The 11342-nt window shown below is 62.6% G+C and carries 10 protein-coding genes; 9 read left to right on the top strand and 1 reads right to left on the bottom strand.

The genetic code is table 11. The features are described 5' to 3' along the window. The first annotated feature begins 83 nt into the window (after positions 1 to 83). From ACL9RJ_RS08800 to ispD, 7 genes are all read left to right on the top strand, one after another. On the top strand, positions 84 to 1031 hold the full coding sequence (locus ACL9RJ_RS08800; RefSeq protein WP_017127133.1) for an acetyl-CoA carboxylase carboxyltransferase subunit alpha: 948 nt from the start codon (positions 84 to 86) through the stop codon (positions 1029 to 1031). Between the two features lie 176 nt (positions 1032 to 1207). Further along, a complete protein-coding gene (gene tilS / locus ACL9RJ_RS08795; RefSeq protein WP_017127134.1) occupies positions 1208 to 2536 on the top strand; it encodes a tRNA lysidine(34) synthetase TilS in 1329 nt (442 codons plus the stop codon). Between the two features lie 274 nt (positions 2537 to 2810). Continuing rightward, positions 2811 to 4442 (top strand): CTP synthase, encoded by a 1632-nt coding sequence (locus ACL9RJ_RS08790; RefSeq protein ID WP_042935727.1) that lies wholly within the window; start codon positions 2811 to 2813, stop codon positions 4440 to 4442. Positions 4443 to 4447: 5 nt separating this feature from the next. Further along, positions 4448 to 5293, top strand: coding sequence for a 3-deoxy-8-phosphooctulonate synthase (kdsA, locus tag ACL9RJ_RS08785; RefSeq protein ID WP_017127136.1), 846 nt, complete (start codon positions 4448 to 4450; stop codon positions 5291 to 5293). 160 nt (positions 5294 to 5453) lie between these two features. Then, positions 5454 to 6743 carry a phosphopyruvate hydratase gene (gene eno, locus ACL9RJ_RS08780; protein WP_017127137.1) on the top strand — a complete coding sequence of 430 codons (1290 nt, stop codon included), beginning with the start codon at positions 5454 to 5456 and terminating at the stop codon, positions 6741 to 6743. A gap of 168 nt (positions 6744 to 6911) precedes the next feature. After that, positions 6912 to 7190: a cell division protein FtsB gene (ftsB, locus tag ACL9RJ_RS08775; RefSeq protein WP_017127138.1), complete on the top strand. Its 279-nt coding sequence runs from the start codon at positions 6912 to 6914 to the stop codon at positions 7188 to 7190. Beyond that, on the top strand, positions 7187 to 7897 hold the full coding sequence (gene ispD, locus ACL9RJ_RS08770) for a 2-C-methyl-D-erythritol 4-phosphate cytidylyltransferase (RefSeq protein ID WP_017127139.1): 711 nt from the start codon (positions 7187 to 7189) through the stop codon (positions 7895 to 7897). The genes ftsB and ispD overlap by 4 nt, the downstream gene beginning before the upstream one ends. Positions 7898 to 8352: 455 nt before the next feature. On the opposite strand, the gene ACL9RJ_RS08765 is transcribed toward ispD, so the two are convergent. Next, positions 8353 to 9249, bottom strand: a complete 897-nt coding sequence (locus ACL9RJ_RS08765) for a LysR substrate-binding domain-containing protein (RefSeq protein ID WP_422765145.1) — start codon at positions 9247 to 9249, stop codon at positions 8353 to 8355. A 107-nt stretch (positions 9250 to 9356) separates the two neighbouring features. On the opposite strand from ACL9RJ_RS08765, the gene ACL9RJ_RS08760 reads away from it, so the two are divergent. Together ACL9RJ_RS08760 and fghA are read left to right on the top strand one after the other, a co-directional pair. Then, entirely contained in the window at positions 9357 to 10469 is a 1113-nt protein-coding gene (locus ACL9RJ_RS08760) for an S-(hydroxymethyl)glutathione dehydrogenase/class III alcohol dehydrogenase (RefSeq protein WP_422765144.1), read from the top strand. Positions 10470 to 10471: 2 nt separating this feature from the next. After that, a complete protein-coding gene (gene fghA, locus ACL9RJ_RS08755) occupies positions 10472 to 11335 on the top strand; it encodes an S-formylglutathione hydrolase (RefSeq protein WP_177085733.1) in 864 nt (287 codons plus the stop codon). Positions 11336 to 11342: the final 7 nt, after the last annotated feature.

Genomic DNA, 11342 nt, shown 5'->3' with positions numbered 1-11342 from the left:
TCCCTTAAGGTAGGGCGCGATACAGATCAATCGGCCGGCCAGGCTGTGTAAAAACTACTGTGCTCGACCCAAGACGGATGCTTATGAACCCGAATTTTCTTGATTTCGAACAGCCGATCGCTGACCTGCAAGCCAAGATCGAAGAACTGCGCTTGGTCGGTAATGACAATTCGCTGAACATCGGCGATGAAATCTCTCGCCTGCAAGACAAGAGCAGCACGCTGACCGAAGACATTTTCGGCAAGCTGACCAGCTGGCAGATCGCGCGCCTGGCGCGTCATCCGCGTCGTCCGTACACCCTGGACTACATCGAGCACATCTTCACCGAGTTCGATGAGCTGCACGGCGACCGTCATTTCTCCGACGATGCCGCGATCGTCGGCGGTATTGCCCGCCTGGAAGACCAGCCAGTGATGGTGATCGGTCACCAGAAGGGCCGTGAAGTGCGCGAGAAGGTTCGCCGCAACTTCGGCATGCCGCGTCCGGAAGGCTACCGCAAGGCCTGCCGCCTGATGGAAATGGCCGAACGCTTCAAGATGCCGATCCTGACCTTCATCGACACGCCGGGCGCCTACCCGGGAATCGATGCCGAGGAGCGCAACCAGAGCGAGGCCATCGCCTGGAACCTGCGGGTCATGGCGCGCCTGAAGACGCCGATCATCGCTACCGTTATCGGTGAGGGTGGTTCCGGCGGTGCACTGGCGATCGGTGTCTGCGACCAGTTGAACATGCTGCAGTACTCGACCTACGCGGTGATTTCTCCGGAAGGTTGCGCGTCGATCCTCTGGAAAACCGCCGAGAAGGCTCCGGATGCCGCGGAAGCCATGGGTATTACCGCCGAGCGCCTGAAAGGCCTGGGCATCGTCGACAAGGTGATCGCCGAGCCCCTGGGCGGTGCCCACCGTGATCCGGTGGCCGCGGCGGCCCTGATCCGTGCCGAACTGAGCTCGCAGCTGGCGATGTTGAAGAAATTCGACAACGATGCGCTGCTGGCCCGTCGCTATGAGCGATTGATGAGCTACGGTCTCTAAGTGACCTGATGGAGCGCCCCTGAATTCCAAGGCGGCGCTCACCCCTGCAGGAGCCGGCTTGCCGGCGATTCGAGCCGTCGATGCAAGACTTGCCGGCCTCATCGCCGGCAAGCCGGCTCCTACAGGTTTGTGTTTCAGTCAGGCTGACCGCATTGAGGCGAAAAGCGACCGAACTCATGACTCTGCGTACCCTTCCTCTGGCAGACCGACTGCTGCATGCCCTGGCCCCCTGGCGTAACGCCTCGGCCTGGCGCGTAGCGTTCTCGGGCGGCCTCGACTCCACCGTCCTCCTGCATCTTCTCGCCCGCCTGGGCAAGACCGAATCCCTGCCCGAACTGACGGCCCTGCATATCCATCACGGCTTGCAGATTGCCGCCGACAGCTGGCCGGAACATTGCCAGGCATTCTGCGACACCCTGGGCGTGCCCTTGCAGGTGGTGCGGGTCAGCGTCCAGCTCGGTGCCAGTCTCGAGCGCGCCGCCCGGGATGCGCGCTACCTGGCCTTTGCCGGGGTGACCCAGTTGAACGAAGTCCTGCTGACGGCCCAGCATCGCGATGACCAGGCCGAGACGCTGTTGTTCCGGCTGTTGCGCGGTGCCGGGGTACGTGGCCTGGCGGCCATGCCGGGCGAACGCGAGGTGGGCGGCGGCTACCTGGTGCGGCCGCTGCTCGATGTCTCGCGTGCGGAACTGGAGCAGTACGCCCGCGAGCACGGCCTGAACTGGATCGAAGACCCGTCCAACGCCGACCAGCAGTTTTCCCGCAACTACCTGCGCCATCGGGTTTTCCCCGATCTCACCGAGCGCTGGCCGCAGGCGGTCAGCAGCATGGTGCGCAGCGCCGCGCACCTGCGCGAGGCCCAGGAACTGCTGGACGAGCTGGCCGACGTCGATCTCGACGAGGCCCAGGCCCATTCCCGCTATGACTGGCTGGGCATGCCGTCCCTGGCGCTGGATGCGGTGATCGAGCTGTCGCCGGCTCGCCAGCGCAACCTGCTGCGTCACTGGCTGGCACCGCTGACGCGCCTGCCGGACAGCGACCACTGGGCCGGCTGGGATGACCTGCGCGACGCCGGGCACGATGCCCGGCCCAAGTGGCGCCTGGCCGAAGGCGAGTTGCACCGCGCCGATGAGCACCTGTGGTGGCTGAGCGGTTCCTGGTTGCGCCAGCCGGTGGCGGATATCGAGTGGACCAGACCCGGACAGACCCTGGAATTGCCGGACAACGGCGAACTGCTGATCATCGGCGACGCGCCGCCGGGTCCGTTGCGCGTGCGCTATCGTCAGGGCGGCGAGGTGTTGCACCTGCCGGACCGCGGGCATCGGGATCTGAAGCGTCTGCTTAATGAAAGCGGGGTGCCCTGGTTTGTCCGCGGCCGATTGCCGCTGGTCTACCGGGGCGAGCAATTACTGGCCGTGGCCAACCTGGCGGGGCTCGATGGCAGCGCGTTCGGAGACTGGCATTTGCAATGGCAGCCACCTTCGAGCGATCAAGGTTTGAGCTGAAAGCTGCTTTCCGGTAGACTACGCTCCCTTCTTGATACAACTTCTGTGGATTCGCCTGAATTGCAGGAGTTGCCGATTACCAAGCAGTCTTTGCTGGGCGATTCCAAAAAATGTGTAGCGAGCAACGTACCGGTGTCGTCACTTCCGGTCTGTCCCAACGCGGCGGTTTTTTTGAAAGATGCACTGTGATTAATGCAGGTGATCGGGGGCTTCGGCCTTCCTTCGCTTTCCCCGGCGGCTCGGACCGCTTTAACGCAGACTTCTAGGGTTTTTCATGACGCGCTACATATTCGTCACGGGCGGTGTTGTTTCTTCATTGGGGAAAGGCATTGCCTCGGCTTCATTGGCGGCCATCCTGGAGGCGCGGGGACTGAAAGTCACCATGCTCAAACTGGACCCGTACATCAACGTCGACCCGGGCACCATGAGCCCGTTCCAGCACGGTGAAGTGTTCGTCACCCACGACGGCGCCGAGACCGACCTGGACCTGGGCCACTACGAGCGGTTCATCCGCACGACCATGACCCAGAACAACAACTTCACCACCGGCCGTGTCTACGAGCACGTGCTGCGCAAGGAGCGCCGTGGTGATTACCTGGGCGCGACCATCCAGGTGATTCCGCACATCACCGACGAAATCAAGCGTCGCATCATCAAGGGCGCCGGCGATGCCGACGTGGCCCTGGTGGAGATCGGCGGCACCGTGGGTGACATCGAGTCGCAACCGTTCCTCGAAGCCATCCGCCAGTTGCGGGTCGAAGTCGGCTCCAAGCGCGCGATGCTGATGCACCTGACCCTGGTCCCGTACATCGCCACTGCCGGCGAGACCAAGACCAAGCCGACCCAGCACTCGGTCAAGGAGCTGCGCTCCATCGGCCTGCAGCCGGACGTGCTGATCTGCCGTTCCGACCACCCGGTTGACGTGTCCTCGCGGCGCAAGATCGCGCTGTTCACCAACGTCGAAGAGCGTGCGGTGATTTCCCTGGAAGACGTCGACACCATCTACAAGATCCCGGCCGTCCTGCACGCCCAGGGCCTGGATGACTTCGTCGTCGAGCGTTTCGGTCTGCAATGCAACGGTGCCGATCTGTCCGAGTGGGAAAAAGTGGTCGACGCCAAGCTCAACCCCGAGCACGAAGTCACCATCGCCATGGTCGGCAAGTACATGGAGCTGCTGGATGCCTACAAGTCGCTGATCGAAGCGATGAGTCACGCCGGCATCACCAACCGCACCAAGGTCAACCTGCGCTATATCGATTCCGAAGACATCGAGAACCAGGGCACCGGCCTGCTCGAAGGCGTCGATGCGATCCTCGTACCGGGCGGTTTCGGCCTGCGTGGCGTGGAAGGCAAGATCACCGCCGTGCAATACGCCCGCGAGAACAAGGTGCCGTACCTGGGTATCTGCCTGGGCATGCAAGTGGCCGTGATCGAGTTCGCCCGTAACGTGCTGGGCTGGAAGGACGCCAACTCCACCGAGTTCGACCGCACCAGCGCTCACCCGGTCGTCGGCCTGATCACCGAGTGGGAAGATGCCACCGGCGCGGTGGAAACCCGCACCGAGACGTCGGACCTGGGCGGCACCATGCGCCTGGGCGCCCAGGACTGCCTGCTGGAGCCGGGTTCGCTGGTTCACGATTGCTACGCCAAGGACGTGATCGTCGAGCGTCACCGTCACCGCTACGAAGTGAACAACAACCTGCTGCCGCAGATCATGGAAGCCGGCCTGAAGATTTCCGGTCGTTCCGGTGACGGCGCGCTGGTCGAAGTGGTCGAGGCCCCGGATCATCCATGGTTCGTCGCTTGCCAGTTCCACCCCGAGTTCACTTCGACCCCGCGTGACGGCCACCCGCTGTTCAGCGGTTTCGTCAAAGCCGCTTTGGCCCAACACCAGAAGAAGGCGTAAAGCTGATGGCCCAGAAGATCATTCGCGTCGGCGACATCGAGATCGCCAACGACAAGCCGATGGTGCTGTTCGGTGGCATGAACGTGCTGGAAAGCCGTGACATGGCGATGCAGGTCTGCGAAGAGTACGTCAAGGTCACCGAAAAGCTCGGTATCCCCTACGTGTTCAAGGCCAGCTTCGACAAGGCCAACCGTTCCTCCGTGACCTCCTACCGTGGCCCCGGCCTGGAAGAGGGCATGCGGATCTTCCAGGACATCAAGCAAGCGTTCGGCGTGCCGATCATCACCGACGTCCACGAGCCGGCCCAGGCCGCCGTGGCCGCCGAAGTCTGCGACATCATCCAGTTGCCGGCCTTCCTGTCGCGCCAGACCGACCTTGTGGTCGCCATGGCCAGGACCGGCGCGGTGATCAACATCAAGAAGGCCCAGTTCCTCGCGCCCCAGGAAATGAAACACATCCTGAGCAAGTGCGTGGAAGCCGGTAACGACCAGTTGATCCTCTGCGAGCGCGGTTCGAGCTTCGGCTACAACAACCTGGTGGTCGACATGCTCGGCTTTGGCATCATGAAGCAGTTCGAATACCCGGTGTTCTTCGACGTGACCCACGCCCTGCAGATGCCGGGCAGCCGTTCGGACTCCGCCGGCGGTCGTCGGGCCCAGGTCACCGACCTGGCCAAGGCCGGCATGAGCCAGGGCCTGGCGGGGTTGTTCCTCGAGGCGCATCCGGATCCGGACAACGCCAAGTGCGACGGTCCTTGTGCCCTGCGCCTGGACAAACTGGAGCCGTTCCTGGCCCAGCTCAAGGCGTTGGACGAACTGGTGAAGAGTTTTCCGACGATAGAAACCGCGTAATCCTCGTTTATTCGGTAGACTGCCCCACAATTTTCGCTCTGGCCTGCCGGCCGTACAACTTTTGTGGGAGCGGGCTTGCCGGCGATAGCGATCTTACGGACGCCATCGCCGGCAAGCCGGCTCCTGCAAGGTTTTCGTCAACTTTGGAGTGTTTACAACAATGGCAAAAATCGTCGACATCAAAGGTCGTGAAGTTCTCGACTCCCGTGGCAACCCCACCGTGGAAGCGGACGTCCTTCTGGACAACGGCATCATCGGCAGCGCCTGTGCTCCGTCCGGTGCCTCCACCGGCTCGCGTGAGGCGCTTGAGCTGCGTGATGGCGACAAGAGCCGTTACCTGGGCAAGGGCGTGCTGAAGGCTGTCGGCAACATCAACGGTCCGATCCGCGAACTGTTGCTGGGCAAGGATCCTTCCGACCAGAAGGCCCTGGACCACGCGATGATCGCGCTGGACGGCACCGAGAACAAGGCGACCCTGGGCGCCAACGCCATCCTCGCCGTGTCCCTGGCCGCGGCCAAGGCGGCTGCGCAGGATCAGGACCTGCCTCTGTACGCACACATTGCCAACCTGAACGGCACCCCGGGTGTCTACTCCATGCCGGTACCGATGATGAACATCATCAACGGCGGCGAGCATGCCGACAACAACGTCGACATCCAGGAGTTCATGGTCCAGCCGGTCGGAGCCAAGTCCTTCTCCGAAGGCCTGCGCATGGGCACCGAGATTTTCCATCACCTCAAGGCCGTGCTCAAAGCCCGTGGCCTGAGCACCGCTGTCGGTGACGAAGGTGGTTTCGCGCCGAACCTGGCGTCCAACGAAGATGCCCTGAAAGTCATCTCCGAAGCGGTCGCCAATGCCGGTTACAAACTGGGCACCGACGTGACCCTGGCCCTGGACTGCGCGGCCAGCGAGTTCTTCGAAGACGGCAAGTACAACCTGTCCGGCGAAGGCCAGGTGTTCACCGCCGAAGGTTTCGCCGACTACCTGAAAGGCCTGACCGAACGCTACCCGATCATCTCCATCGAAGATGGTCTGGACGAGTCCGACTGGGCTGGCTGGAAAATTCTTACCGACAAGATCGGCGAGAAGACCCAACTGGTGGGCGACGACCTGTTCGTGACCAACACCAAGATCCTGAAGGAAGGCATCGACAAGAAGATCGCCAACTCCATCCTGATCAAGTTCAACCAGATCGGTACCCTGACCGAAACCCTGGAAGCCATCCAGATGGCCAAGGCCGCCGGCTACACCGCGGTGATCTCGCACCGTTCCGGTGAAACCGAAGATTCGACCATTGCCGACCTGGCCGTGGGCACCGCTGCCGGCCAGATCAAGACCGGCTCGCTGTGCCGTTCCGACCGCGTTTCCAAGTACAACCAACTGCTGCGTATCGAAGAGCAATTGGGCGCCAAGGCGAAGTACAACGGTCGTTCCGAGTTTCGCGGTTAAGCAGTAGATGGTAAAAAGACACCGGATTGTGTCGGAAAAGTCGCTATAGCGGCTTTTTCGCAACTAATCTGATGGCTGACAAGCACAAGCCTGGTCTTTCCAGGCTTCGTGCTGTTGGGTATACGGAAGTCGGCTTGGCTGTCTTTTTCACTGGGTAAACGAAATTCGATGCGCAGTCCCAATTGGTTGTTCCTTGTCTTGCTCTTGCTGCTGGCTGGCCTGCAGTACCGCCTTTGGGTGGGTAACGGGAGCCTGGCGCAGGTAGCCGACCTGACACAACAGATTGCCGACCAGCATGCCGAGAACGAGCGTCTGCTGGAGCGTAACCGTGTCCTCGATGCGGAAGTTCTTGAGCTGAAGAAAGGCATGGAGACCGTTGAAGAACGTGCTCGCCATGAACTGGGCATGGTCAAGGACGGCGAAACCCTCTATCAGTTGGCACAATGACTGACTCATCGCTACCGGCCTTCTGGGCCGTGATTCCTGCCGCGGGCGTGGGTGCCCGTATGGCGGCCGACCGTCCCAAGCAGTACCTGCAACTGGGCGGACGAACCATTCTCGAACACAGCCTCGGCTGTTTTCTCGATCATCCGGGACTCAAGGGGCTGGTGCTCAGCCTGGCGCCCGACGATCCCTATTGGCCTGGCCTGGCCTGTGCCGGCGACCCGCGCATCCAGCGCGTCGACGGTGGTGCCGAACGTGCCGACTCGGTCCTCAATGCCTTGCTGCACCTGCATGCCCGGGGGGCGGCGGATGAGGATTGGGTACTGGTTCATGATGCGGCGCGGCCGAACCTGTCCCGCGACGATCTCGACAAGCTGTTGGCCGAGCTCGCCGACGATCCGGTGGGCGGCTTGCTGTCCGTGCCGGCCCGGGACACCCTCAAGCGTGTCGACCAGCATGGCCGGGTGGTGGAAACCGTCGATCGCAGCCTGATCTGGCAGGCCTACACGCCACAGATGTTCCGTCTCGGTGCCTTGCACCGGGCGCTGGCCGACAGCCTGGTGGCGGATGTCACCATCACCGACGAAGCCTCGGCGATGGAATGGGCGGGGCAGGCGCCTCGCCTGGTGGAGGGGCGTTCGGACAATATCAAGGTCACCCGTCCCGAAGACCTGGAGTGGCTGCGCCTGCGCTGGGCCAACCGGCGCTGACAATCCAGGCCGCACTGCCGCTATCGCCAGCAAGCCGGCTCCTACAGGATGGTGTCTCCCCCCGGACTATCGCCAGGCCTGGGACCTTGTAGGAGCTGGCTTGCCAGCGATGGCGTCCGCAAGATCGATGCAGGACTCTCTGCTTTCATCGCCAGCAAGCCGGCTCCCACAGGATGGTGTTTCACCCCGGACTATCGCTGGGACCTTGTAGGAGCTGGCTTGCCGGCGATGGCGTCCGCAAGATCGATGCAAGACGCTCTACCCTCATCGCCATCAAGCCGGCTCCCACGGGACGGTGTCTCACCCCGGACTATCGCCAGGCCGGGGACCTTGTAGGAGCTGGCTTGCCAGCGATGGCGTCCGCAAGATCGATGCAAGACACTCTGCCCTCATCGCCAGCAAGCCGGCTCCTACAGAGACTGCGTTGATCTCAAGAGGGTATTTACAGGCGTCGGTCAAACGGCGTACTCGGGCCGCCGGGCCAAGCCTTCCTTGAGATAATCCACCAGCTTGCGCACCTTCGGTGACAGGTGCCGTTGTTGCGGGTACAGCGCCCACACCGCGGTATTGGGTGGCTGGTGGGCCTCCAACAGCGAAACCAGGTGACCGTTCTGCAAGTGCTCGAGCACGTAATAGTCGGGCAACTGGCACAGACCGACCCCCTGCAATGCCGCATCCAGCACCGCCTGCCCGCTGTTGCAGCGCCAGTTGCCCTGTACCCGCTGGGAAAACTCGCGCCCGTCCTGGGCCAGTTGCCAGATATCCGAACTGCCGATCAGGCAGTTGTGCCGGCTCAGTTCCGAGAGGCTGTGGGGGCGACCATACCGCTCCAGGTAGGAGGGCGACGCGCACAGATACATCCGTCGTGGCGCCAGCCGGGTCGCCACCAGCCGCGAATCCTGCAGGCGACCCAGGCGGATCGCCAGGTCCAGCCCCTCATGGACCAGGTCCAGGGTGCGGTTGCTCAATTCGATGTCCACCCGTAGTTGCGGATACAGGCCCATGAAGGCAGTCACCAGCGGCACGATAAAGCGCTCGCCGTAGGCCACGGCACAGGTCATGCACAGCATGCCCTTGGGTTCGCTGTTGAGGTCGCCCACGGCCCGCAGGGCTTCTTCGCGACCGTCCTGCAGACGCTGGCAATGTTGCAGGAAGGTCTGGCCGGCTTCGGTCAGCGTCACGCGGCGGGTGCTGCGATATAGCAGGCGGGTCTGCAAGCGCTCCTCCAGCCGGGCGATCTGCCGGCTGATATGCGACGAGGACACTCCCAGGCGTTCCGCGGCGGCGGTGAACTGGCTGCACTCGGCCACGGCGACAAACTCGTCGATGCCTTCCCAGCGGTTCTCGCTCATCTGATTATCCCTATATGGCAATAATGTTTTGCTTTCGGTCGGATTATTCATCAATGGACGATGATTTACACTCCAGTCTTTCGCATTCACTTTTCAGGAGTTGCTGGATGATCAAGTCACGTGCTGCCGTTGCCTTCGAGGCGAAAAAGCCTCTGGAAATCGTCGAGGTCGATGTCGCCCTGCCCAAGGCCGGCGAGGTGCTGTTGCGTGTCGTGGCCTCCGGCGTCTGCCACACCGACGCCTACACCCTGTCCGGTGCCGACCCGGAAGGCATCTTCCCGGCGATCCTCGGCCACGAAGGCGGGGCGATTGTCGAAGCCATTGGCGAGGGCGTGACCTCGGTGGCCGTCGGCGACCACGTCATTCCGCTGTACACCCCGGAATGCGGCAAGTGCAAATTCTGCCTGTCGGGCAAGACCAACCTCTGCCAGGCGATCCGTGCCACCCAGGGCAAGGGCCTGATGCCGGACGGCACTTCGCGCTTCTCCTACAAGGGCGAGACCATTTTCCACTACATGGGCACCTCGACCTTCTCCGAGTACACCGTCCTGCCGGAAATCTCCGTGGCCAAGATCGCCAAGGAAGCACCGCTGGAAAAGGTCTGCCTGCTGGGTTGCGGCGTCACCACCGGGATCGGCGCGGTGATCAATACCGCCAAGGTCAAACCGGGTGACGCCGTGGCGATCTTCGGCCTCGGCGGCATCGGCCTGTCGGCGGTGATCGGCGCGGTCAAGGCCAAGGCGGCACGCATCATCGCCATCGACATCAACCCGGCCAAGTTCGAGATCGCCCGGCAGCTGGGCGCTACCGATTGCGTGAATCCCAAGGACTTCGACCGGCCGATCCAGGAAGTCATCATCGACATGACCGACGGCGGCGTGGATTTCTCCTTCGAGTGCATCGGCAATGTGCAACTGATGCGCGCGGCACTGGAGTGCTGCCACAAGGGTTGGGGCGAGTCGGTGATCATCGGCGTGGCCGGTGCGGGCCAGGAAATCGCCACCCGTCCGTTCCAGCTGGTGACCGGTCGCGTCTGGCGCGGTTCGGCCTTCGGCGGCGTGCGTGGGCGCAGTGAGTTGCCAAGCTATGTCGAGATGGCGCAGAAGGGCGAGATCCCGCTGGATACCTTCATCACCCATACCATGGGCCTGGAAGATATCAACAAGGCATTCGACCTGATGCATGAAGGCAAGAGCATCCGCACCGTCATCCATTTCTGAGGTTGCTCATGAGCCTGGAAAACCTTTCCTGCCAGAAAAGCTTCGGCGGCTGGCATAAACGCTACAAGCATCATTCCGAAGTCCTCGGTTGCGACATGGTATTCGCCGTCTATCTGCCACCGCAGGCGGAGCAGGGCGTCAAGCTGCCGGTGCTGTACTGGTTGTCCGGGCTGACCTGCACCGATGAAAACTTCATGCACAAGGCCGGCGCCCAGCGCATGGCCGCGCAACTGGGGCTGATCATCGTCGCGCCGGACACCAGCCCGCGTGGCCCGGGTGTCCCGGGCGATCCCGAGAATGCCTGGGACTTCGGTCTCGGCGCCGGCTTCTACCTCAATGCCACGCAGGAGCCCTGGGCGCGCAACTACCGGATGCACGACTATGTGGTGCATGAGTTGCCGGCCCTGGTCGAGGCGCATTTCCCGGCCTCCGACAAGCGCGGTATCAGCGGTCATTCCATGGGCGGCCATGGAGCGCTGGTCTGTGCGCTGCGCAATCCGGGGCGTTACCAGTCGCTGTCGGCCTTCTCCCCGATCAGCAATCCGATGGATTGCCCGTGGGGACAGAAGGCCTTCTCGCGCTACCTGGGAGAAGAGCGCTCGCGCTGGCGCGAGTGGGATGCCTGTGCGCTGATCAGCGAGGCGGGTGAAAAGCTGCCGATCCTGGTGGATCAGGGCGACCGGGATGATTTCCTGGCCAACCAGCTCAAGCCCGAAGCCCTGCAACAGGCCGCCCGCCTGGCGCAGCATCCGCTGATCCTGCGCATGCAGCCGGGCTACGACCACAGCTATTTCTTCATCGCCAGCTTCATCGAAGACCATCTGGTGCATCACAGCGAAGCGCTTGGCGCAGGTTCTGCACGATAATTGTCGG

The sequence above is a fragment of the Pseudomonas sp. Mn2068 genome, from assembly GCF_049319725.1.
Lineage (GTDB): Bacteria > Pseudomonadota > Gammaproteobacteria > Pseudomonadales > Pseudomonadaceae > Aquipseudomonas > Aquipseudomonas gingeri.
This window is presented reverse-complemented; position numbering and strand designations above follow the sequence as displayed.

Coding starts and splice junctions, on each gene's coding strand:
- ACL9RJ_RS08765 (WP_422765145.1), bottom strand. CDS start 9,249: ATGAGCGAGAACCGCTGGGAAGGCATCGACGAGTTTGTCGCCGTGGCC.
- kdsA (WP_017127136.1), top strand. CDS start 4,448: ATGGCCCAGAAGATCATTCGCGTCGGCGACATCGAGATCGCCAACGAC.
- ACL9RJ_RS08760 (WP_422765144.1), top strand. CDS start 9,357: ATGATCAAGTCACGTGCTGCCGTTGCCTTCGAGGCGAAAAAGCCTCTG.
- ACL9RJ_RS08790 (WP_042935727.1), top strand. CDS start 2,811: ATGACGCGCTACATATTCGTCACGGGCGGTGTTGTTTCTTCATTGGGG.
- ftsB (WP_017127138.1), top strand. CDS start 6,912: ATGCGCAGTCCCAATTGGTTGTTCCTTGTCTTGCTCTTGCTGCTGGCT.
- tilS (WP_017127134.1), top strand. CDS start 1,208: ATGACTCTGCGTACCCTTCCTCTGGCAGACCGACTGCTGCATGCCCTG.
- ACL9RJ_RS08800 (WP_017127133.1), top strand. CDS start 84: ATGAACCCGAATTTTCTTGATTTCGAACAGCCGATCGCTGACCTGCAA.
- eno (WP_017127137.1), top strand. CDS start 5,454: ATGGCAAAAATCGTCGACATCAAAGGTCGTGAAGTTCTCGACTCCCGT.
- ispD (WP_017127139.1), top strand. CDS start 7,187: ATGACTGACTCATCGCTACCGGCCTTCTGGGCCGTGATTCCTGCCGCG.